A 21,208-nucleotide genomic window follows, 5' to 3' on the forward strand; every position below is an offset into this window, starting at 1 on the left:
CCGGACATTTGCATTCGGCATAGTCGATGCCGCAGACCGGGCAGTTGCCGTCCTCATCGCAGTCAGCGGCGAAGACGACTCGCCGCCACCTGCTCTTGATCATGCCGACAGGGCCAAGCCGGACATCGGGGCGAATGCCGGATGCACCACCTTGTTCTCCTGCCGCAGCTCGTCGCAGCGCGAGGCGTCGTCATAAAGTTTGTACGCCATCACCAGCGTAGGCAGCGGCTCATGGAAGCGGAAGTTGACCATGCGCGGCAGGGGCCGCGCGGTCGCAACCAGATGGTTGGTCACCGCGCCGTGCAGCGTAACCAGCGCCTGGAAGGTCGCCTGATCCATGCTGTCGGCGGCGATCTCCTCGGCATCGCGGAACGGCTGGTAGAGCTGCGTCTTGATCGCGTTGACATCCTGACGGCTGACAAAGGTCATGCCAGCAATGATGCGGGCCTGCGCGGCGAGGCAGAGCCGGATTCCGGCATCCCTGATCAGCCGGCCGCCCAGCGTAGCGGGCGCTTCGGCCTCGATCCGCTGTCGCACATAGTCGAGACGCTGCGTTGTCGCGCCCGCCAGCCGCGCCAGATCGAAGCATTGGTCGAGCGGCGGCCCTATCGCGTCGTTGATGCACAGCTTGTAGGCGTGCGCTCGGGTGTCGCCAATCGCGGTGCGGGCATCCGAGCCCGTGCGCCCCTTCGGCGGCACGGTGCCCAGTAGGTTCAGCAGCATCCGATCGGCGATCGGTGCCGCTTCATCTGCATCAAGCCGCTTCATATGTTGATGATGCCTGTCGGCGGCGGCAGCGGCTGCTCTGACAGCGTGCGCAGCACCTGTCCGCGCAGTGCCTCGCTCGCCTGGGCGATCGCTGAAGCGGTAGCGATGCTCGGCGCAAAGGTCTGCGGATCGAGGCCGTATTCCTGAAACGTCATGTCGATTACGCAGTAGCCGCCGAAGCGCTCTTCCTCCGACATGCGATAGCGCGGACAGACCACCTGCTGCGCTGGCTGCGTCGGCAGCTGCAGCGTGCCGGGGCCTTCCTTTTCCAGCTCCTTGATCAGCGCATCGCGCGGGCGGCGATAGTCGCGCTGGTAGAGCGAATATTCGCTGTCGTAGGGAAAGACGATGCAGTACCCACGCACCGTGAACTCGCGCGCAGCGCGGCCCATGTCCTCGGCATAGGGCAAGTCCTTTTTTGGAAACTGATGCAGCACAGTCCTGCGCCCGCTCTCGCGGCTGTTCATTTCGCAATGAAAGCGCGCACCATTGAACGATGCTGGCATCAGCGCCTTGCGCCATACCGCTGGCAGGTCGAAGATGTTCGTCATATCGATAACGTCTCTACTTCCTGTGCAGGCCCGCGACGCGCTGGCTCCATCTGGGTCTGTCGGTTGATCTCGACATCCTTGAACAATCCACCGCCCTCGGCACCGACGCCGGTCCCCTTGGGTGCGTTGACATCGACGCTAATCTTGCCGGTGCCTTCTACCTTGGTGGTTGAGGACTGCGTGCGATCAATCTGCTGGCGATCCTCTGCAAGGCCGCGCCGAAATTCCCATTCACCGCCCCAGCGACTGCGCGGCGTAACTGGTCGGCCCTGATTGCCGCCGATCATGTCGATGGACTTTTCGCCAACACTGCCGACGAGACCGACATGGCTGCCGGTCTGGCCGGGCACAGCGCGGCCTCCGTAGCGGCTTCGCGTGCGCACCGCGACATCACCCTCGCGGACCTCGGAGGGGTCTACGTGCTGGCCCCATGTCAGCCAGTTCGATGCAACGGCTGCATTCCTCGGCGGCTTGCCGCCAGCCTCTGCCACCACTGATGCAGTGAACTGGCCGCACCACGCGCCGCTGCGCGGATAGCCCTTCGAGGCCATGAACTGTTGCAGCTCACCTGAGCCGCCGCCCCGGATCAACAGCGCCTTGGCTTCATCAAGTACAGGCTTCGGCACTGAGCCTGCAGCATCACCAGGAGCACCGTAGCCGGTGCCGGGGCCAGCAGTCTGGCCATTTGGCAGGCCTCCGATGCCCTCGCGCCGGCCGACGCCGAGGCGCTTGGCACCGTGATACGGTCCCCAGCCAGTGCGCGCGACATTCTTCAGCGCGTAGTCGATGGTGGCCTTTTCATTCTTCGGGTCCAGCGGATCGAGGCCGGTCTGCTTCTGAAATTCATTGCCAAGGCCGCCGCCTGTGTAGAGCTGGAATGCGCCGCCTGATTTGCCACGATCACCAAGAAAGTCTCGCAGACCTTCCGATGCCGCAACTTTCACTGCCGTGTCAGGGTCAACGCCGTACTTTTTTGCAGTCTCGCGGATGTACGGCTCCATGCCGCGCGGATCACCGCCCTTCGGCACCGTGAAGGGTCCAGCACCGGGCGTGCCGCGAGCTGCAGGTGCTGCACCTGCGCCAGCTCCAGTGCCTGCACCGACATCCGAGCCGTAGGGCGCACCGCCACCATCGCCGCCGAACATGCGACCGCTGCCGCCGCCCCAGAGACCACCTCCACCGCCGAACATCGGTTGACGGCCGCTAGGTGTGGTGAAAGTGGCGCGATGGAGCAGACCACCACCACCGCTGCCGTCGAAACCGGTCGGCTGGAAACTGCCGGGGCCGCCCTTGATGGCGTCGTTCAGCTCCTTGATCGTCTTATTGTGCTCATCAAGCGACTTCTTCAGCTCATCCATGCTTTTTTCGGGACCACGCCACCAGTTGCCGAACCTGATCCAGAAATTCCCCTCGGGTGGCTCTTTGGCATATGGCACTGGTTTTTGGGCCTCGGCGAACCCGCTCAGTCCGGGCGGCGCTTGCACATCGTTCTTCTGCATCCACTCCATGAACGACTTCAGCCTGTCGAGCATCGGCTCGGCATATTCCAGCACTGCCTTCAGGTTCTGCAGCATCGGCTGGTTCGATGCCTCGACCATCTCATTCCACTTGCGCGTGATCGAGCCGATCTGGTTGGAAAAGGCCTCGGCTCGCGCCGCGCGCTCATCGGCAATGCGCTTCTCTTCGGCGCTCAGCTCTTTCAGCTTGCCCGCGTTCGCCAGCTGCGCGTTGTACCCCTGCAGCTGCCAGAAATTGTTGCGCCGGTTGGCCGCTTCTTGCTCGCTGTAGCCTTGCTTGCGTGCGTTATTGTAGACCTGCTCGCCGCCCTCGCGGATGATGTTGAGCTGCTCGGCGACGGTCTTCGCATTGGTCAGGCGGTCGAGATATTGCGACATATTCCTGACCGACTCGCGATCAGGGCCTGCGTTCTTCAGCAGCTCCATCCGCAGCTGGCTGCCCTGGCGCTGCAGTTCGGCAATTTTTCCAGAGACGGCGCTGATGCTGGAGGCGGCCGTCTCGCCCGAGATGCCGAAGGCCTGCAGCTGCTCGGTGACATCCTTCAGCTGCGAAGGGTTGACGCCGATCTGGCGGGCCTGCTGGTTCAGCGTCCTGATCTTGTCAGCATAATCAACGATGATCTTGACCTGCCGCGCCATCTCAAAGCCGAACAGCGACAAGCCTGCGGCACCTGCGGCGAGGCCCGTCCGCAGCATGCCGAGGCCCTTGTAGGCCTCGCCGACTTCATTGCCCATCTCCTTTACTTTGCGTGTCGTCTCTGTGGTCTCGCGCTTGAACTTCTCGATGTGCTGCTGGCTCGCGCCGCTGCCGAGCTGCCTGATCTCCTCGTTCAGTTTCGCCAGCCCAGCCGAAGCGTTGTCGGCCAAGTTGACTGTTAAGCGTAGTTCCTCCTGTTCAGTGGGCATCAGTCGTCATCGCCTGTTGCTGCCTGCTGCGCGCGATCACACTGCGCGGTGCGATGCAGATGCAGCGAAACCTCGCTCAGCGGCATCGACAAGAACACTTCGGGACTAACGTGATACCAGCGGGCCAAGCGGTAGCAGTCGAGGATCACTTCTTCCTCGCCGCCTACCAGGCCGCTGGATCGGGAAGAAAAAAACGCCGCAATCGATAGGCGCAGCTGTTCCAGTCGCGCGGGTCCATCTCCTCGATGAACGGCGGCAGGATGTTGGACAGCGCGCCGATCATGTAGGTCATCTTGCGTTCATCGATGATCACGTCGCCATCCTGATTGACGCGGATCGGATTGCCATAGCGGTTGATGTCGCCAGCGCGCGGCTCACGCAGCGAGACCTCGCGCACTTCTTCGCCGCGATTGTTGCGGATCGGCTTGTAGAGCAGCTTGACGATGATCGGCCACTCGTCCAGCTCCAGCGGCGGCAGCTCCTCGGGCGGCGGCTCGATCTCGGGCGGCGGCATCGCGCGCTTATTGCTTGGCGAGATGATTTCGGCTTCTGGCTTCGTCGCTTGATCATCAACGAAGCCTTCGTGTTTCGGGTTGACGTTCACAGCGAAACCTCCTCACAGGTCACGCCTTCCCAGCGCACGCGGACCTGACCGTCGCGGGTATTGTTCTCGAAGCCGCCCTTGCAGGTTGCGCTGGTGAGCACGTACTGCATCCGGTTGGCGAGCTGCGCCACCACGGTGACATCGGTTTCGTTCAGCAGGTCCTCCAGATAGAAGCCGGGAAGCGTAGACAGATCGCCCTCGATGTAGGGCACGCGCGGCAGCTCCTGATAGCCATGCACGCCATCCTGCCCGGCGATCATGGTTCGCTCGACGGGCGACGGGCTGACGGTGAAGTTGCCGCGCAGCGCCAGCTGGTTGCCATCCACGGTCAGGAAGGCGATGCCTGCAATTCTCTGTGCCATTGATCAGTCCTCCTTGATGCTCGTGGGATCACGCACCCGATGCCGCGTTGAACGGCGGCGAGGTCGGGCCGATGATCTGGGTGTCGATGCCCCGGTCGTATTGCAGCCGGAACTGCGCCAGCACCGCGAAGATGCGCAGCTGGTTGATCAGGTCAGGCGGATAGAGGACGTTGAGGCGGTTGGGGTCGTTGGGATCGCGCTCGACCAGCAGATGGCGCTTGAAATTGGAGAGGTCCTCGACAAGGCCGACGTACATATCCTGCTGATACTGCGCGATCAGCTCGGCCTTCGCGATGCCGGGCGTGACGATCGCCTGACCGGGGCCGAACTTGGTGCCGTCATTCGCCAGCTTGTGGCGCGGATACTTCGAGGTGATGGCGTGCTTCTGATTCCGCAGCAGCTTCGCCAGCGTCGCCAGCGTGGTCACCAGCTCATAGGCATCATCCGGCTGGCCGTAGAGATTGACCTGATAGGTGGTCTGCTCGCGGGCGATCATCGGCTGATTGTCCGCGCCCACTTTCTGGATTGCGAGGCCGGTGGATGCGAGCGAGTTCAGCTCGACGAAGTCGAAGCGCTGATGCACGCCAGCGCCCTTGATCTGGTTGAGCGTCAAGGCCTGCAGCGGTCGCGCCGGATCGTTGATCAGGGCACGCTGCGCTTTCGCGGCATAGGCTGCGGCCCATTCAAAGGTCGGCGACGGGCTGGCCTTCTCAACCGCCATCACCGATTCGACCGGGCTGTTCAGCGCATCGCCGAAGGTGATCAGCTCGGCATAGGTGCCGCGCTTGGCTGAGAAGACGTGACCGAACAGCTGGCGCTGCCAGCCCCAGCGCCCCATGTCGGTGAAGCCGTATTCCTGATCCCAGTCGAACAGCGAATTGCTGTCGGTGTACGGCATCGCGACGTACTCGTAGGGCTCTTCACCGAGATTGATGATCGCGGCGTCGAAGTCGGGCGAGCCGGTGCCTCCTGTGAGGAAGCCGGTTGCAGGCATGGTGATGCCCAGACCGGGCGGGGTCTGTTCGCCGCCACGGCTGCCATAGTAATTCAGCGAGACGGTGATCTCGTTGGCGTTGATGCTCTTGAACACCGAGGTCAAGGTTACAACGCCAGCTGCATTGGCTGCGGTGACCGGCAGGGCAACTTCGTCATTGATCGCTGCAACGATCGCAGCGGCGATGGTGGTGACAGTGTCGGTGGTCGCCACGTTGACCGGGATATGCTCGCCTGCGATGTAAAGATGCAGCGTGCCTGCACTGGTCGGAGCTGCAGTGACGGTGATGGTCGCTGTGCCAGCGGTTGCGGCTGTCGCCTCTTTTAGCGGCAGGCCCCAGACTTCGTTCGCGAAGTTGTTGGCAAAGTAGGCCTTGAACATTCGCGACAGCTCGGAGCCTTGGCCGAAGGCTTCATCGGCCTGCGCCTGGCTTCCAATGGGACGCGGGATGTCAAACGGCGCATTGCCATCGGCAATCATGACGCCGACCAGCAGCGCCCGCAGGTTGATGGTCGGCAGGCCTGCCATCGACGGATCGACTTCGACCCAATACAGCGGCACCTTGATGTTGGCGGGGATGTTCGCAAAGCTGATCGGCATCGATGCCTCCTGTCAAAATGAAAACGCCGCCCGGTCAGGCGGCGTGGTTGGGTTCATCCGGCTGATCGCCCTTGTCGGGCTTGCGGCGCTCTTTCTCTCGGCCCTCGGGCTCGGGCGGGGCCTCGCGCGTCACCGAGCCGTCCGCGAGCCTGCGCTTGGTGAAGCGATCATCCGGCCACTCGGCGCTGCCTTCGGCGGGGAAGCCGCCGCCCTTCGGATGCCGCAGCAGCCGGCGTCCGTCATCATTGGCGGGCACGACGCGCACGCCAGCTGGCGCGGTCGCGTGCATTGCTTCCATCCGCTGCTTCGTGCGCAGGCCGCGCAGCGATGCCTTGCTGAACTTCGTCATCGTCGTGGCTCCCGTTTTCTGGAGATGTCGAACAGATACTTGCCGTGGAACTGCAGGCGCTGATCCATCTCTTCCTGCGTGTCGCCGATCTTGATGCCGGTCGAGATGTCGATCTCTTCAAGGTCATCGGTGATGATCGGCGGCCAGCCGGTGCGGAAGAAAACTGAAACGTCGTATTGCATCTCGGCGACCGGCGTTTCGTTGTTCAGCGCGGTGGCCCCGAAGACATGGCGGCGCACGCCGCGCGTGATGCTTTCGATTCGGGTGTTGTCTGGATTCGGCTCGCCTGTATGCGGGTTCATCGTGTCGAACAGGTTCATGATGTACTGATCGGGCCACAGCCGATTCATGATCCGCCAGTAGCCCGCATCGATCTGCTGCTCGGCGACAACCTGATCGTTGTTCGCCACCATCACCGAGAAGCCGATGCGCAGCGTGTGGCTGAAGCGGATCATGCCCGCATTGGCATCGCCATCCGGCAACATGGTCTCATCGATGATGTAGACGCCTAGGTACGGCAGCTGCTGATGCTGCACGCTCAGCATCTTGTTCTTGCGCTTGCTGTAACTAGCGAAAAATGGATCTGAACTCACGGCATCGAAGAACACATCGCGGATCACCAGCGAGAATGACTGCGTGTCGGTGATGCCCATGTCACATGATCGTTTCGTACTTTCGGATGGTCAGCATGGTCTGGCCGCCGCCATCGCTGGAGGCATCGGCAATCTGATATTCGCCGCGCGGCACGTTGTTGCAGTCCTTCGGAATCAGCAACCGATCGTTCTGCTCAGGTAGCACCGCGAACTCGCTCTCGCGGATGTCGAGGATGGTGCGCTGATCGGAATAGATTTTCCCATCAAGGCCCGCGACATCGAGGCTGTAGGTGTTCAGGATGCCGCGCCCCTGATAGTCGGGCTGACCCGGCTGCGACTTGATCGGCTTGAACGTCACCGGCACTGCCCAGAAATCGAAGATCGGCCCCTGCAGCAGCACATCGAGGTTCACGGCCATTTCACAGCCTCGGCTGTCAGCTTCACCATGCGGTCCCAGAGCTGCGCCAGCAGCTCGGCGCGAAGGATCGGGCGCTTGCTTCGCACCACAGGGCCAGCGGTAGCCGGTCGATGCTGCTTCGGTCGTTGAAATCGCCGCCGCCTGCCGGATGGCGTGCGTGATGTCGGCCAGATGTAGGTCGTTGCATTGGTCTCGTTGTTGACGACCTCGACCGTCATGTTGGTATACTTGCGTTTCATGTCATCGCGCTGCCACGCCTCCAGCTCGGCGGGCATTGTCCTCTGCAGCGCGGTGATCTGATCCTCCAGCTTGTCGAACTTCGCCAGCAGGGGCTCGATGCCGTCGATCCTGATCTCAAACATGGAAGCGCATATATTTGTAGAGCAGCGCGTTGACGGTATCGGCGGCCTTCGACAATGCGCCGCCGCCACCACTGGATTGGCCGCCGCCTTCCATGAACTGCACGCGGCTCTCGCGATGGCTGATCGACTTGATGCCGCTGACGGCGGTGGTCGTCATCTCGGATCGCGCGCCCTGAATCAGCAGGCCGGTCGCGGCTTTCAGCGTATCGGGCGCTCCATCTGGCAAGGCATAGCCGCCCGTGTAGATCACGGTGATCGGCTCTGACCACGCACCTTCGATGCGCAGCTTGCCCGATCCATTTTCGATCTCGTAGGCAGCTGCATTGATGATGCTGCCGCGCGGCGACTCCACGCTTTCAATGTCATCATCGGCGACCGGGTAGTGCGTCAGGAACAGGCGCGGGCTGTCGAACGGCATCAGATCGCCGCGCCATGTTTCCTGCACCTTCTCCTTGGCAAAGACGCGGTTGCACATGGTGGCGACCACGTCGCTATACTGGTCGATCCACATCTTGATCTGATCATCTTCGGAAGTGTCGCCAGCCGAGATGCCGAGGATCGTCTTGGCTTCCTCCAGCGTCAGCAGCGCATAGCTGTCGGCAGGCTCCAGCACCTTGACCCAGATATCAGCCATCAGCCTGCCTCGCCGTGGAATTGCTCGAACAGCGGGCGCAGCTGCAGTGGCGGGGCCTCGCTGTCGTCCGACATGATCGGCGTGGCGGTATAGGCCTCGCGATCAATCCTCCAGCCGAGGATGCCGGGTGCAGGCAGGCCGCGCTCGCCACGCGCTCCTGCTTCGCCGCGCTCGCCCTTCGGCCCTTGCTTGCCGGGGCGGCCCGCTGATGCGATCAGTTGCCAGCCTTCGCCTGGACACGGCCCCGGATCATCAGTGCGCGCAATGAAGCTGGAGCCGCCCAGCGCGACGATGTTGAGATACGAATAGGTTTCGCCCTCGCGATAGGTGCCGATGATCTTCGGCATCGCGGCATCGCGGCCCTTGGCGGCGAGACAGGCCCAGTCTTCATGCGGCGGCGTGCGGGCGGTATCGCATCGCGCCTGATAGGTGCCGCCCATATGGAGGACGATGTCGCCCTCGTAATGGACGGCACCTTCAGTAAACGGGTGCGCAGCTGTCAGCTGCCCCGACGCGCCCGTTTCCCCGCGCTCGCCTTGCTCGCCGCGCGCACCTTGTTCGCCGTGTTGGCCTGCTTCACCTCTTTCGCCTTTTTCACCTTGCTGGCCATGTTCGCCTCGTTCTCCTACTTCGCCCTTTTCACCGTGTACTCCGCGTTCTCCGCGCTCGCCCTGTAGCCCTTGCTCGCCGCGCTCTCCCGGCTCGCCGCGCTCGCCGCGCTCACCAGCAAGGCCTTGCTCGCCGCGCTCGCCGCGCTCGCCTTGCTCTCCGGGTTCACCCTTGTCGCCCTGCGGGCCGGGATCGCCCCGATCGCCTTTCTCGCCGTGCAGGCCATGCTCGCCGCGTTCACCAGCAAGGCCTTGCTCGCCGCGTTCGCCGCGCTCGCCTTGCTCTCCGGGTTCACCCTTGTCGCCCTGCGGGCCGGGATCGCCCCGATCGCCTTTCTCACCGGGCAAGCCTTGATCGCCGCGTGCGCCGACAGGGCCTTGCTCGCCGCGTTCGCCGCGCTCGCCTTGCTCTCCGGGTTCACCCTTGTCGCCCTGCGGGCCGGGCTCGCCCCGATCGCCTTTCTCACCGGGCAAGCCTTGATCGCCGCGTGCGCCGACAGGGCCTTCCGCGCCTGCAGGTCCCGGCTCGCCATCCTTGCCGATGGTGATCTGGGCCAGAGCCACGCGGACGATCTCGCCCATAGTGGCGTTGATCCGCTCCAGCGAGCTGCTGCGCAACTGCACCACTTCGGCCTTCAGCGTGGCGATGATTGCCTCGGCCTGCGCCTCGATCAGGGCGCGCTCGCGTTGCCACTGCTTGCGCTCGGCATCGAGCACCTCGGCCAGCGCCTCGCGCCACGCCTCAAGAAGTAATTCTTCGGCGGCCAATCCGGTCGGCGCAGGCAATGAGGTTGCGGACTTCCCGTTGGATTGCATCGCGGTCGCCCTTTTCTGGACGCGGTGGCGGTGGCGGTTCTTCCTCGTCGTCATCAGCTTCGGCGGTGCCTTCAGCTGGCGGCGCAGCTGGCGCAGGCGGCGCTGGGGGGATCGCTGCCGCCGCGCTCAGCGGCACGACCTGCTGCTGGACGCGCGGCTCATCGCCGAACTCGACGGCGTCGAGACCTTCGCTTTGACGGGCCTCATTGGGCGCGAAGACGCCGCCCTGAACCCCGCGCACCAGTGCTTCGATGCGGTCCTTCAGAGCCGAGCGCAGCAGTGCTGCCGTATCGAACTCGGCATACTCGTCAGGCTGGCCCTTCAGATTGAACAGCAGGCCGATGGCCTCTTCGATGTGGTTCAGCGCGAAGCCGAGGCCGGATGCGATCCAGCTCTGCATCAGCAGCTCGGTCGATGAGAGATTGTTGCCGCCCAGCCCGAGCACCTGCAGCGGGATGCGGAAGGCCAGCGCGATGTGCTCGTTGGTCAGCTTCAGGATGTCAGCGGTGGCAGCATCCTTGCCGCCCGTAGACCATGGCTGCACCTTCAGGCCGGCGGTCAGGATCGGCGTGCCGCCCTGATGCAGGCCCTTGGCCTGTTCATTCCAGCGGTCGCGCAGCGCCTGCACCTGATCCTTGTCAAGCACCAGATCGGTGGACAGCACCGCCGATGGCCGCGCCTCGTTCAGATAGAAGCGCACTTGCTGCTGCGCGATGGCCCCGCCGACGCCGATGTCCTCATAGGCGGCGACGATCGGCGACTCGCCGACCAGCGGCACGGGCGCGCGGCCACGCACGGAATGCAGGCGGATGTGCAGGACATCGCGCTGCGGCACGATCAGCTTCTGGCCGCCGAGCCGCCTGTCGATCACGTCATTGCCCGCAAGCTGGTAAAAAATATCGCCGGTCTGCGCCAGCCGTGGGTACGACAGCGTCGGGTCCATCAAATGCAGCTCATCGATCTCGAAACGATCGTTGCGCAGCGCCAGCGCGTAGGTGTTGCCGTCAAGATAGAGCGAGCGCGTGGCGTTCAACAGGAAGTCGCTGATCGACTGGTAGCTGTTGGGATGTCGAAGCATGCGGGCGAGCGCGGATGTCTTGACCCGGTCTCGCCCGCCTTTGTCGTTCAGCCGCCAGTGATCGCCGGGGCACATCGCAACGGTTTGCGCGTAGGCCGAGACGCACGCCTCGACCATTGCCGACCGCGACGAGAAGCCGACAGGATCAAAGCCGCGCTGCCACCAGTTCAGGCTTTCGCCGACACCGGCAGGCAACCAGCCTCCGGTGATCGGCAGCAGCCACGGGCCGGGGTGATATTCGCCTTCGGCTTTGGACACAAGCGCGGCGCTGCGTCCCGCCTTCACGCGAAAGCGGGGCTTGGCGGCCGTCGCGCTCATTCACTCAGACGCAGTTGCGCTGCGCGTTGAGTATGCGCCCTTGCTGCCCGCCTCGACCTGCCGCGTCCGCGTTGCGCCGCCTTCAGGCGGTGGCGGCTCTGGCGGTGCGGGCGGCTGCTGCGGCGATCCATCCGGCTCCGGCGTTACCGGCACGCCCGATGCAGCAAGGTCGTTCTCTTCCTGCGTCGGTGTCGGCTTGACGCCTGCCATCGCATCGCGCTGCGACGCCCGCTGCTTCTCGCGCCGCGCCCGCTCTTCGCCCAGGCGCTTGCGGGCGGCCTCATCCTGCTTGTTGTCTGTCATGGTGCTTTCTCCTTTGCCTTTCCCGCCCGTTACCAAGTGACGCCAGCAACGAAGGCGACGACACCAGCGCGGCGAAGCGTCCAGTTGATCGGCAGGATCAGCCGCAGCGCGATGCTGTCGGTCTGCCAGAGCGACTTGACCGGGTTGGCTGGCGTGCCGGGGTCGGCACCGCCGACGATGTCAGCCGGTGTGGTGTCTTCCATGTGCAGCGTGGCCTGATCGCTCAGCTCGAAGCGCGGCGCATCACCGCCAACCGAGACGAAGTCTGCAGCATCGAGCGCGATCACTGTGCCGAGAGGCACCGTTCCCGAGTCGATGATTGGCCACGTATTGAGCTGGCCTCGGCCAACTTCATCGCGGAACGGGAAGGCGCTCATGCCGGGCATCGCCGTCAGCGAGATGCTGTTGACCTGCTGCGGGTTCATCAGCCAGACCGGATTGCGCACGTTGCCATTGGTGGCGGTGAGCAGTGCACCAGACAGCTGCTTGATGTCGCCGACGAGGGCATTGAAGCCGCCGCCTGCAGTGGGCGTCAGGCCGGTTACGCCATTGCGGATGCCAGCAGGACGAATAATCGTTGCCGGGTTGGTATCCAGCAGCACCGTATCAAGCGAGATAGCAGTGTCCTCCTGGATCGCGTTGCGCAGCAGGCCTTCGATCGCAGGCACGCTGTGCTCGTTGATCTCCCGCGTCCAAGTGGTGATCACCGCCATCTTCTTCGGGGTCAGCGGCTGCGAAGTGAACAGACCCTGACGAACCGGGATCGGCAGACCTTCGCCGACGAACGAACCCGCGATGGTCGGCGTGGTTGCGCGCGTCGGGATATTGATCTTGCCGTTGGTGCCGAACGATAGACTGAGGCCAGCGTTCGAAAGCCGGGGATAGACCGACTTCGGCATCAGGGTGTCCATGAAGCCAACGTTGATCTGCTGGACCAGCTCAGCCGCCCAGCCTTGAACAGTGGTCATTGCTGGCGCGGTTGCCGCCTTGGCCATCCACTCGAACACGCCTCGGATGACCGGCTCGTCGTCGGGATAGGTCTCACGCATCACCACATCGATCGGCTTCTTGGTGCAGTGCGCGAGCATCTGAACGACGCCCATCTTCACGAGCACCTCGCGGGGCTCGATCTTTTTCTTCGAGAACGGGCGAAGCGGATCGGCAAGCGGCCTGACCGGCTGAGCGCCGCGCACGACGATGGCGGCACCGCCGTCATCAGATGCTGCGCCGAGATTGCGCTCGGTGTCGCGCAGCGCAGTAAGCGTGCGCTCCTCCCGCTCAATCTGTTCGTTAAAGTCAGCGGCGATCTTCAGCTGGTCGTCGGTGACATTGGTCTCGTCGGCCTTTTCCCAGTGGGCCGCGAGCTGATCGCGCAGCGCGTTGATGCGCTGTTCGGTAGCAGTGATCCTTTGAGCAAACGACATTGTCGCGCCCTTTCTCACAAGCGATGATTTTTCGGCTTGCCCGCCGGTGATCCCGCGCCGCTCGATGCCGTCCCTTGCGCCTTTCCCGGCGAAGACGAGGTCGATGGTTTCGGGTGAAATTTTCAGAGACTTGGCCACGGCCAGCGCGTTTGGATTCGCTGGCACCGACACGAGGCTGGTTTCGACCAGCTCGGCCTGGGTAAAGAAAACGCCGTAGTCGGTTTCCTTGCGCGGCTTGCTTTCGAGCGGCCTGAAGCCGACCGAGACGGCGCGCAGGATATCGGCCTCGACCAGCCGCCTGATCTCATCGATCCGATCGGAAGTGCCTTCCGGGGCCAGCTCCAGCTCACCGAGCAGCTGCTTGTCTTCAACGCGCAGGTTTTTCCATCTGCCGATCGGGAAGTCGCTCTTGTGGCCGAACAGCGCGATGGGGTTCTTCTTGAAGTTCGACAGCTGCCAGCCATCGGACATGATGATGTCGTCCATGCGATCGGGCGTCTCATCCGACAGCACGAACTGCATGCCGTTGACCTTGGCCGCATGGGTCTTGTGGCGGATGCCTTCGGCAGCGCGATTGTCCCAGATGATCTGGCACTCTTCCTCGTCGCCGAGTTCGTTCTCGCAGCGCTCCATGAAGTCGGAATAGGATTCGTCGTCATCGGGCTCGATGTCCTGGCGCTGGGCCTTGATGGCGTAGCGGCGCATGGCGGCTCCTCCCGCTGCTGCAGGGTGATCAGGCGTTGATGCTTTCGATGATCAGGGCTCTAGGCGGCGCTCGACCTCGGCCAAGCGGGCTTCGATCTTGTCCAGCCGGCGCGTCAGCTCGTGCGCGCCCGTCGATGTAAAATGCACTTCGGTCCAGCTGCGCCCATCGCAGGCATAAAGCCCGATGCTCAGCGCGCTGATCTGGCGGTCCATGCCGGTCAGCAGCTCCAGCTCGGCGCTATGCTTCAGCGTGATTCCGGCTTCGAGGAAAACCCGCTTGATGATCGGCGGGCCTTCGCCGAAAGATTCGATGATGCCGGGGCCTTTGATGCGGACGACATTGCTATCGACCGCATCATCGAGCGGCGCGATCCTGACGGTGCGAGCACACGCAAGCGTGACAGCTGGAGCCTCACCATGTGCGCAACGCCACTGCAGAATTGGCAATGGCTCATCTCCTATGGAGCCGCCTCTGGCGTGTCGATTGCGATGGCGCACTTGCAATTGACCTTTTGCGCCACTGGATGTTGGCGCGTGCCTGATCTGAATTTGATGAACTTGATCGAACGCACCCATGCCCGATCACGGATGACGATGCCGGTGTCCGGCTTGGTGACTATCGTGACCTCGTTGCCGTCGCTGTCGTACAGGTCATTATAAAGTTCGCCATTGCTGGAGACCTGAAACGTCATGTTCGCTGGTGTGTACTCTTGCGGGATGGTGATGCGGACGATTTCGCCAGCGGAGCAATCGATCCCATCGGAGAGGGACTGGCCAGCGGGGATCGTCGGTCCATCGAGAATAGTAATCGGCATGATGCAGTCTCCTTTCAGCGGCGCCTGTTGGCTGGGTGGTTCGGATCGGTTGGCCAGCCATCGTCATCGACCATGATGTCGTGACCGCGCGCTTCGATCAGCTGCTTGCGCGAGCTGTGGCAGGAAGCGCAGAGGCTTTGCAGCTCGCCGAGGCAGAACAGATTCCAGTCTCCCTTGTGCGGCTCGACATGATCGGCGTGCGTGGCGCGGGTGACGACGCCGCCCTCGGCGCAGAATCGACAGAGCGGATGCATATGGAGCTGCAGCTTGCGGCGGCGCTGCCAGAAAGCGGTGCCGTAGAAGTGCTGCCATGCCTCACGCATAATAGACGGCGATCAGGAGGATGATCAGGCTGGCCACCACCGAGATGGCAACCAGCAATGGGACATAGTCGCGCTCGCGCGGGGTCATCCGATCAGCGCCTCGATGTCGATGGGTTTGACTCTGCGATCCTTCGCCCGCACCCCCAGCAGCATGGCTGCAGCCACTGCGCCGTCGATCCGAAAGCGCGCCTTGTCTTTGTCCAGCTTCCTGTTGCCCGCTGGGTCCATCGTCGCAACCGCGTTCGCCATGTTCCAATTCAGGATCGGATTGTTGGGATGGATCAGCCTGCGCTCGATCACCGCCAGTTCCAGCGCATCGATCGCTGGCCCCATGTCCTTGAAGCCTTGGCCCCATGGCACCAGCCGCAGCCCGTCGCCGCCTTTTTCGCCGTCCTCGAATGCCTGCAGGCCAACGCGATCGAACTCGCGCAGCAGATCGTTGATGCGCCAGCGGTCATAGGCCAGCCCCTTGACCTTGTAGCGCTGCGTCATCTCGGCAATGAAAAGCGCCACCGCCTCCGGGTTAATGGTCTTGCCTGGGCTGATCTTCAGATGGCCAGCTTCGGCCCACTCGCGATAGCGATGCGATCCCGATCCGAAGTCGCGGCTTGCATGCTCGGTCAGATGCTCGCGCGGTTTCCAGAAATGCGGCTCGATGCGGCAGGGATCAGAGGCCGAGCCGACCAGCAGCGCGGTCAGATCGATGGTCGATGAAAGATCGAGCGCCAGATAGACTTCCTCGCCTTGCTCCAGCTGCACTTCGCCTGCGCAGGCCATCCATTCGGCGCGGTTGATCAGCGACGCGATCGGCGACACGCGCTGATTAAGGAACAGATTGCGGACCTTGGGCTCCTCGGCGGGCATCCTGATCGCCTTGCGGATCGCGGTCGCAAGGTCTTCATGATCGCGGAATTTTCCGAGCGCTGGATTCGCCTTGCGCCATTGCGTCTCATCCGCCAGCTCGCAATCTTCATCGGCGGCGTACAGATGGCAGACAATCGCCGGATCGATCTCGCTCAAGCCATCGTCGATCAGCTTCGACATGATGTGCTCGGGATCATTGCTCTGCGTCGAGATCACGATGAACAGCGGCTCATCGCGTGCGCCGAACGAGGTATCGAGCACATCGTACAGATCGCGGTTCTTCGCCTGGGCCAGCTCGTCATAGATCACGACGCTGGGCAGGTAGCCGTGTTTGGTGCCAGCCTCGGCGCTGACCGCGCGGTAGACCGATCCGGTGCGGCGCGCGACCATCGTCTTGGTCGATGGCACCAGCTCGATCATCGCCATCAGTTCATGATCCAGCTCGACCATCTGGCGGGCGAATTTGTAGACGATCGCGGCCTGATCCCGATCATTGGCGGCGGAATAAATCTCGCCGTGGACGATCGCCTCGGGGCCGACCAGATGTGCAAGCACGATTGCTGCGATCAGCGCCGTCTTGCCGTTCTTGCGCGCCATCGAAAGGATGGCGCGACGCACCGCCCGCCGCAGCCCCAGATGCGGCTCATAGATCGCGCGGATGAACAGCTTCTGAAACGGCTCCAGCCTGAACGGCTTGCCCATGCCATGGCCGCTGGGCACGGTAAGTTTCTCGATGAATTTGATAACAGCTGCGGCGCGGCGCTTGCCGTCAGGCGTCCGCTTAACCTGCGATGAGTCCGGCAAACTTGCTCTGCGAATCGTCGCCGTGGATGCCGGAAGTGATCCGGCTGCGCGCGGCGGGGGTCAGGCCGAACTCGGCGGCGTAGCGCACCACATCGCCTGCGTGCTTGCGGACGATCGAGACCAGCGGGTTCGCGGCGGCGTCCCCGTATTTGGTCTTGATGATCTGGCCGTGCATGATCGGATCGTTCGCAGCCATCTTCGCCAGCGATTCCGCCGCCATCCGCCATTGCCCGAAAGCGTGACAATAGGCGGCAAGCGCTGGGACATCGACCTTGGTCAACAGGCCCAGCCGATGCAGCTCGGTCGCTGTGATCCACCATTCATCGGCGGCATAGCCGGTGATGAAGGCAGGCGGCTCGGGTACATCATCGTGCTGCTCGGGCTGCGGTTCTTCGGTCAGCCTGCGCTGGCCGGGATTGCCGCGCAGCAGTTTCAGATGCGTCGGCACTGGCTTTCTTCCGGTCGTCGTCATGCTCTCCTCTTTTCTCGCTGGAGCGTGGGGATCGGTGCTGCTCCGTCGCTGTGCTGGTTGGTGCCAGCCATCGCCTGCTTCCCACGCACGCCGCGATACATCGACGCTCCCCGTTGCTCGATTGCGCTGTAGGGCAGCGCCTCGGCATTCAGCCGCGCCCGCGCTGCCGGATTGAGAAAATAGATGTAGCGCAGCGTGTGGCCTTCCAGCGGCGTGCCGATGCCTGACCATTTGCCGCCCGTCGCCGCGAAATGCTGCAGCCGATTGCCGCCTGTTACTTGCGACATCTTGTGGCCGACGCTGCCATCGGCGAAGCGCATCACATCCTTGTTGGTCTTGATCAGCGTCAGCACGAAGCCCGCCGCGCGATAGATCGTGCCGTCGCCGCATTGGCAGGCGTCGGCGAAGCTGACGATCCATTCGATATGCGGGTAGTTCTTCCTGATCATGCGCAGCGCGATGCCGAGCGCGCGGCTTTCCGAATTGCGCGGTAGCACGTCAGTGAAGGCCATCCGGTTCAATTCGAGGAATCCGTTCCAGCCGGTGTCGCGGACCAGCCGGATCATGTGGCTCTTGTCCAGCGATGGGCCGAATTGCATCGCGCCCTCCAGCCGGCCGTGTAGGAAGACGCCCAGCGAAAGCTGCGAATTGCGGACGAACTTGCCGCTGTAGTGCACGGCCTTGATCAGCGCATCAGCATCGCGCTTGGCGATGGGGCGGACCTCGATTTCTTTTGCACTGGTCATGATGTCAGCGCCCGAAAGCCAGTGATCAAAAGCAGCGCGAAGGCCAGCGCGTAGGAATGATCGGCTACTGCGGCAAGGCAGAGCAGGAAGCAGATCGGCGCGCTCATTGGAGGAACAGCCCGAACAGCCATTGGACAATGACGTTGATGCCGATGCAGCCGAGCAGCACGACGACCGCGACCTTGCCGTGATCGATTGCGCTCATCGCGCTTCTAGGTAGGCGCGGCAGATTTCCGCCAGCGCATTGCCGTTCTGGTTTTTGTTTTCGTCGGCCTCGCTCGGCGGTCCCAGCGCCGCCGAAGCCCGCTCGATTGCGGCGGTGACGGTTTCGCCCTGCGCCGTCAGCAGGATGAAGGTCATCTGCAGGAAGGGCGAATGCTCGCCATCGGAAAGCACGGGCATGCCGCCCAATGCTTCGACGCCAACGCCCATCGCGCGCAGCTCGATCTCGGAAAAGCCGGTCAGGCCTTCATAGCCAAGCGCCGCTAGATCGTTCAGTTCGATCCGCAGCAGCGCCTGATCCCAGCCGCCGTTCTCGGTCAGCTTGTTGTCGGCGATCAGATAGGCCCGCTTCATCGCGTCGGACCAGCCGCGAGCTGTCATTGTCGGCACTTCATCGAGGCCTAACTGCTCGGCAGCCAGCACTCTCCCGTGGCCAGCGATGATTGATCCCGCTTCATCGATCAGGACGGGCGCGGTCCATCCGAACTCGCTGATCGACGCGACGATCTGCTCGATCTGGTCGTCGGAATGCAGGCGGGCGTTGCGGGCGCTGGGCACCAGCTCGCGGATCGCGCGGCGCTCTACCCGATCGGCAGGCCATGTCCTGGCGGTTTCGGATAGTCCGAAATGCCGGTTTTTGCCGGGAAAAACAGCCTTTTCGTTGGTCTGCTGCATTCCGGCTTCTCCGGTTAAGTCCCTGAATTTACGCCGATTTTGGGGTTTAGAAGGATCTTCCACGCGGCATCTAGATACCGAGGAAAAAGCCCGTTTCGGCCCGATAGTTAGCCGGAGGGGCCTCCGCTAACTGTTTGGGCCGGAACGGTATTATCGGTCACAAGCTATTGGAATTGCTTGTTTTTCAGGTGGTTAGAACTTTCGTCTTTGGGGATTTTTTCAAAACGCAGCCGCTAAAATTGAAGCGCCGCCGCGCTACAGGATGTGCTGCGAACTATTCGCAGGCTCCGCCCCCCGCCCATAGCAAATTATTCCCCGATGATATCAATGGGTTGATTGCTATTCGCGCCCGTCGCTATGCAATTGCTTGTTCAATTTCGGACTTTCCGAAGGCGGATCTGTTCCTCATCCGTACCAGATCGGCCGCTTTCTGCGCCCCGTTCACTGCAAATAGAACCAACTTCCACGCCGATATCGCAGCAGGATCAGCGGCTTGCGCCTACCGTTCGCCGCGCCAGATGGCATCGAGCACGCCCTGATCCCGGTCCCGGTAGATCGGCAACGAACCCAGTTGCGCCCACATGACGTAGTGCTTCTCGACCTGCCACGCCCAGTACAGCCAGCGCGCGTGCCGAATGATCGGAAGGCGCTTAAGCAGCTGGCTGGCCAGCTCATCGATCAGGCCCAGCATGCCGATGGCAGCGAGGCTGATCTGGATCAGCCCGTTGAATGTTCGCTCCTGCCGTTCAGCTTCGAAGTCGGCGCATCGATGTATGATAACTGTGGCCACCAACCATTGGTCGGAGACCGGCCGATGAAAAGTCTCGTCGCCGCTACCCAACTGGAGAAGTATTGATGCTGATCAACGGCTTCATCATCTCGCGCCAGAAGAACAATGGCCTCTATGTGGTCCGTCATGCGGACCGTAGCATTGCCACCATCGTGACCAACGTAAGGGCGGCATTGGCATACGCACGAAGCCACCGAAGCAATAAGTCGCTCAACGAGACACCGGCCAAGGCCGCCGAGGTGGTGATCAAACAGACCCCTGAACGGAAGGCACTGCTAAACCGCGAAGACATCAAGGCCGCGCAAGCCGCGGAGAAGAAGTACGGCATCAAGGCCAAACCAAGGACCATCAAAGCCGACCGTGGCAAACGCAATGTGATAGGACACTGACGCCATGAGCCCGCATCATAGAAAACTTCGTCAGCTACCTGCGGGTCTCCTCCAAGCGCCAAGGCTTGTCGCGCCATGGGATCGGCTGCCGCCGACAGCACGAAACGGACCTGCCGGGCCGACCAGACTAATGTCCGTTGACGGGGGTAGAGCGGAAGTCGGCGGTACGCGGTCAAACCGAAGCGATTGACCCAAGTCGGACATTGAGCGATTTCCGGCTTATTCTAAACCGTGTTGAAGCGGCGGAGCGCTGCCATTGAGAAGCATCTCGCTAAGGGGGCGGCTCGCTCGGTGGGCATCGACCACGCTTAGCACCTCCATTCCTGGATACTTGCATTGCCAGGCGCGCGCTGCATCGGGCGTGGCAAAGAAGCGGCCGGGGTTACAGAAAGCGGTGCGCACTGAGCTCATCTGTTCCGGCGTGACAATCGAGACGACCGCAGCGGACGGGTCGAGCGCGCTGACGCCGGCGGTCGGATCGACTGTGAGCCTGATGGGAACGCCTGTGGCCGCGCAGGGAGATTCGACACGGGCCGGACGGCCAATCACGGCGGGGAAGAACAGGGTGTCCAGCGCGCACCACGTATACAACTGCCTGCCGTCGATGTTGAACCTATGCTGAGTGGGACGCAGGGTGAGTGCCCAGCCAATAATGCGGCCTTGCTCGTCGTATTCGGTGTCATTCCAGCCAGCCACCGCGCGTTGCACGACATCGAAGGCTTGTCCTGCGGCAGCCGCGAGTTCGGTGATGGTGACAGGCTCTCCATGGGACAGGAGCCGCAGCAGTGCTCGGTAAAGCCCGGGCGTGGTGCGCGCGCTTGCGGCTTGACCGACGCTGGCGACCAACCGATCGGAGAGATTTGCAGATGCGGGATCGGTGCGCATGGATGTGCTCCTTTTCGCAAATGAGACTGCTGGAGCGAGGCTGGCTGGTGTATCAGGACGGCTTCGTCCAGCGTGATTCACTTACCCTCCGCAGCAACCAGCCGCGTCGGACCCGCCCGAGCGCTCCGCCTGGATGGGCGGGCACGGCACAGAGCCGTAGGAGCAGAACACGCAACAATCGCCTGCTTTCGGCCGCAGCCTCGCCCCACAGCCGGTGCATTCATAAAAGAACTGGCAGGCATCGGTCGGCATGGTCTCCGATTTCGCGGTAGCGCAGTCCGGGCAGGTGATGATGGATTCTAGGATCATGGGG

General features: G+C 62.7%; 30 protein-coding genes. 4 read left to right on the forward strand and 26 right to left on the reverse strand.

The window, feature by feature from the left end; translation table 11 throughout:
• Window positions 1–99: 99 nt before the first annotated feature.
• The 13 genes from IVB05_RS37220 to IVB05_RS37280 are packed head-to-tail and all read right to left on the reverse strand — an operon-like array spanning window position 100 to window position 9,098.
• Window positions 100–768, reverse strand: coding sequence for a hypothetical protein (locus IVB05_RS37220; protein ID WP_247781073.1), 669 nt, complete (start codon window positions 766–768; stop codon window positions 100–102).
• Window positions 765–1,319: a DNA circularization N-terminal domain-containing protein gene (locus tag IVB05_RS37225; RefSeq protein ID WP_247781074.1), complete on the reverse strand. Its 555-nt coding sequence runs from the start codon at window positions 1,317–1,319 to the stop codon at window positions 765–767. The genes IVB05_RS37220 and IVB05_RS37225 overlap by 4 nt, the downstream gene beginning before the upstream one ends.
• Window positions 1,316–3,742, reverse strand: a complete 2,427-nt coding sequence (locus IVB05_RS37230; RefSeq protein WP_247781075.1) for a hypothetical protein — start codon at window positions 3,740–3,742, stop codon at window positions 1,316–1,318. The genes IVB05_RS37225 and IVB05_RS37230 overlap by 4 nt, the downstream gene beginning before the upstream one ends.
• Complete coding sequence (locus tag IVB05_RS37235; RefSeq protein WP_247781076.1) at window positions 3,742–3,891, reverse strand: hypothetical protein; 150 nt, start codon at window positions 3,889–3,891, stop codon at window positions 3,742–3,744. The genes IVB05_RS37230 and IVB05_RS37235 overlap by 1 nt, the downstream gene beginning before the upstream one ends.
• Window positions 3,892–3,905: 14 nt before the next feature.
• Complete coding sequence (locus IVB05_RS37240; RefSeq protein ID WP_247781077.1) at window positions 3,906–4,346, reverse strand: phage tail assembly protein; 441 nt, start codon at window positions 4,344–4,346, stop codon at window positions 3,906–3,908.
• A complete protein-coding gene (locus tag IVB05_RS37245) occupies window positions 4,343–4,708 on the reverse strand; it encodes a phage tail tube protein (RefSeq protein WP_128941060.1) in 366 nt (121 codons plus the stop codon). Before IVB05_RS37245 ends, IVB05_RS37240 begins: the two co-directional genes overlap by 4 nt.
• A 28-nt stretch (window positions 4,709–4,736) precedes the next feature.
• Window positions 4,737–6,302 carry a phage tail sheath C-terminal domain-containing protein gene (locus IVB05_RS37250; RefSeq protein WP_247781078.1) on the reverse strand — a complete coding sequence of 522 codons (1,566 nt, stop codon included), beginning with the start codon at window positions 6,300–6,302 and terminating at the stop codon, window positions 4,737–4,739.
• 34 nt (window positions 6,303–6,336) lie between these two features.
• Window positions 6,337–6,651, reverse strand: a complete 315-nt coding sequence (locus tag IVB05_RS37255) for a hypothetical protein (protein WP_247781079.1) — start codon at window positions 6,649–6,651, stop codon at window positions 6,337–6,339.
• Window positions 6,648–7,304, reverse strand: coding sequence for a hypothetical protein (locus IVB05_RS37260; RefSeq protein WP_247781080.1), 657 nt, complete (start codon window positions 7,302–7,304; stop codon window positions 6,648–6,650). The genes IVB05_RS37255 and IVB05_RS37260 overlap by 4 nt, the downstream gene beginning before the upstream one ends.
• A 1-nt stretch (window position 7,305) precedes the next feature.
• Complete coding sequence (locus IVB05_RS37265; RefSeq protein WP_247781081.1) at window positions 7,306–7,662, reverse strand: hypothetical protein; 357 nt, start codon at window positions 7,660–7,662, stop codon at window positions 7,306–7,308.
• The gene (locus IVB05_RS37270) at window positions 7,653–8,024 is read right to left on the reverse strand and encodes a hypothetical protein (protein ID WP_247781082.1); all 372 of its coding nucleotides are present in this window, start codon (window positions 8,022–8,024) and stop codon (window positions 7,653–7,655) included. The genes IVB05_RS37265 and IVB05_RS37270 overlap by 10 nt, the downstream gene beginning before the upstream one ends.
• Complete coding sequence (locus IVB05_RS37275) at window positions 8,017–8,658, reverse strand: hypothetical protein (RefSeq protein ID WP_247781083.1); 642 nt, start codon at window positions 8,656–8,658, stop codon at window positions 8,017–8,019. The genes IVB05_RS37270 and IVB05_RS37275 overlap by 8 nt, the downstream gene beginning before the upstream one ends.
• Window positions 8,658–9,098 (reverse strand): hypothetical protein, encoded by a 441-nt coding sequence (locus tag IVB05_RS37280; protein WP_247781084.1) that lies wholly within the window; start codon window positions 9,096–9,098, stop codon window positions 8,658–8,660. Before IVB05_RS37280 ends, IVB05_RS37275 begins: the two co-directional genes overlap by 1 nt.
• On the opposite strand from IVB05_RS37280, the gene IVB05_RS37285 reads away from it, so the two are divergent.
• Together IVB05_RS37285 and IVB05_RS37290 are read left to right on the forward strand one after the other, a co-directional pair.
• A complete protein-coding gene (locus IVB05_RS37285) occupies window positions 9,099–9,335 on the forward strand; it encodes a hypothetical protein (RefSeq protein ID WP_247781085.1) in 237 nt (78 codons plus the stop codon). It begins immediately after the preceding gene.
• A gap of 3 nt (window positions 9,336–9,338) precedes the next feature.
• Window positions 9,339–10,019, forward strand: coding sequence for a hypothetical protein (locus tag IVB05_RS37290; RefSeq protein ID WP_247781086.1), 681 nt, complete (start codon window positions 9,339–9,341; stop codon window positions 10,017–10,019).
• On the opposite strand, the gene IVB05_RS37295 is transcribed toward IVB05_RS37290, so the two are convergent.
• From IVB05_RS37295 to IVB05_RS37305, 3 genes are read right to left on the reverse strand one after another with little or no spacing between them, the layout of a single operon-like run.
• On the reverse strand, window positions 10,009–11,478 hold the full coding sequence (locus IVB05_RS37295; RefSeq protein WP_247781087.1) for a phage portal protein: 1,470 nt from the start codon (window positions 11,476–11,478) through the stop codon (window positions 10,009–10,011). The genes IVB05_RS37290 and IVB05_RS37295 overlap by 11 nt on opposite strands.
• The gene (locus tag IVB05_RS37300; RefSeq protein WP_247781088.1) at window positions 11,479–11,781 is read right to left on the reverse strand and encodes a hypothetical protein; all 303 of its coding nucleotides are present in this window, start codon (window positions 11,779–11,781) and stop codon (window positions 11,479–11,481) included.
• A gap of 29 nt (window positions 11,782–11,810) precedes the next feature.
• On the reverse strand, window positions 11,811–13,691 hold the full coding sequence (locus tag IVB05_RS37305; RefSeq protein WP_247781089.1) for a phage major capsid protein: 1,881 nt from the start codon (window positions 13,689–13,691) through the stop codon (window positions 11,811–11,813).
• A gap of 54 nt (window positions 13,692–13,745) precedes the next feature.
• Between IVB05_RS37305 and IVB05_RS37310 the strand changes: the two genes are divergently transcribed.
• The gene (locus tag IVB05_RS37310) at window positions 13,746–13,949 is read left to right on the forward strand and encodes a hypothetical protein (RefSeq protein WP_247781090.1); all 204 of its coding nucleotides are present in this window, start codon (window positions 13,746–13,748) and stop codon (window positions 13,947–13,949) included.
• A gap of 12 nt (window positions 13,950–13,961) precedes the next feature.
• Here the strand turns inward: IVB05_RS37310 and IVB05_RS37315 are convergent, their stop codons facing one another.
• The 8 genes from IVB05_RS37315 to IVB05_RS37350 form a co-directional block, all read right to left on the reverse strand.
• Window positions 13,962–14,414 carry a hypothetical protein gene (locus IVB05_RS37315; protein WP_247781091.1) on the reverse strand — a complete coding sequence of 151 codons (453 nt, stop codon included), beginning with the start codon at window positions 14,412–14,414 and terminating at the stop codon, window positions 13,962–13,964.
• A complete protein-coding gene (locus tag IVB05_RS37320) occupies window positions 14,369–14,725 on the reverse strand; it encodes a hypothetical protein (RefSeq protein ID WP_247781092.1) in 357 nt (118 codons plus the stop codon). Before IVB05_RS37320 ends, IVB05_RS37315 begins: the two co-directional genes overlap by 46 nt.
• A 14-nt stretch (window positions 14,726–14,739) precedes the next feature.
• Window positions 14,740–15,048, reverse strand: a complete 309-nt coding sequence (locus tag IVB05_RS37325) for an HNH endonuclease (RefSeq protein ID WP_247781093.1) — start codon at window positions 15,046–15,048, stop codon at window positions 14,740–14,742.
• A gap of 84 nt (window positions 15,049–15,132) precedes the next feature.
• Complete coding sequence (locus IVB05_RS37330; protein WP_247781094.1) at window positions 15,133–16,716, reverse strand: terminase TerL endonuclease subunit; 1,584 nt, start codon at window positions 16,714–16,716, stop codon at window positions 15,133–15,135.
• The gene (locus IVB05_RS37335; RefSeq protein ID WP_247781095.1) at window positions 16,694–17,188 is read right to left on the reverse strand and encodes a phage terminase small subunit P27 family; all 495 of its coding nucleotides are present in this window, start codon (window positions 17,186–17,188) and stop codon (window positions 16,694–16,696) included. The genes IVB05_RS37330 and IVB05_RS37335 overlap by 23 nt, the downstream gene beginning before the upstream one ends.
• Window positions 17,185–17,934 (reverse strand): hypothetical protein, encoded by a 750-nt coding sequence (locus IVB05_RS37340; RefSeq protein ID WP_247781096.1) that lies wholly within the window; start codon window positions 17,932–17,934, stop codon window positions 17,185–17,187. The genes IVB05_RS37335 and IVB05_RS37340 overlap by 4 nt, the downstream gene beginning before the upstream one ends.
• 201 nt (window positions 17,935–18,135) lie before the next feature.
• A complete protein-coding gene (locus IVB05_RS37345; RefSeq protein ID WP_247781097.1) occupies window positions 18,136–18,831 on the reverse strand; it encodes a ParB/Srx family N-terminal domain-containing protein in 696 nt (231 codons plus the stop codon).
• A gap of 499 nt (window positions 18,832–19,330) precedes the next feature.
• Complete coding sequence (locus IVB05_RS37350) at window positions 19,331–19,672, reverse strand: hypothetical protein (RefSeq protein WP_247781098.1); 342 nt, start codon at window positions 19,670–19,672, stop codon at window positions 19,331–19,333.
• Window positions 19,673–19,686: 14 nt separating this feature from the next.
• Between IVB05_RS37350 and IVB05_RS37355 the strand changes: the two genes are divergently transcribed.
• Window positions 19,687–20,010, forward strand: a complete 324-nt coding sequence (locus IVB05_RS37355; protein ID WP_247781099.1) for a hypothetical protein — start codon at window positions 19,687–19,689, stop codon at window positions 20,008–20,010.
• A gap of 219 nt (window positions 20,011–20,229) precedes the next feature.
• Here IVB05_RS37355 and merB read toward each other — a convergent pair whose 3' ends face one another.
• Both merB and IVB05_RS37365 read right to left on the reverse strand, forming a co-directional pair.
• Complete coding sequence (gene merB, locus IVB05_RS37360; protein WP_247781100.1) at window positions 20,230–20,895, reverse strand: organomercurial lyase MerB; 666 nt, start codon at window positions 20,893–20,895, stop codon at window positions 20,230–20,232.
• Between the two features lie 81 nt (window positions 20,896–20,976).
• Window positions 20,977–21,204, reverse strand: a complete 228-nt coding sequence (locus tag IVB05_RS37365; RefSeq protein ID WP_247781101.1) for a GDCCVxC domain-containing (seleno)protein — start codon at window positions 21,202–21,204, stop codon at window positions 20,977–20,979.
• Window positions 21,205–21,208: the final 4 nt, after the last annotated feature.

It is taken from the genome of Bradyrhizobium sp. 170 (assembly GCF_023101085.1).
In the GTDB taxonomy this organism is placed as follows: domain Bacteria; phylum Pseudomonadota; class Alphaproteobacteria; order Rhizobiales; family Xanthobacteraceae; genus Bradyrhizobium.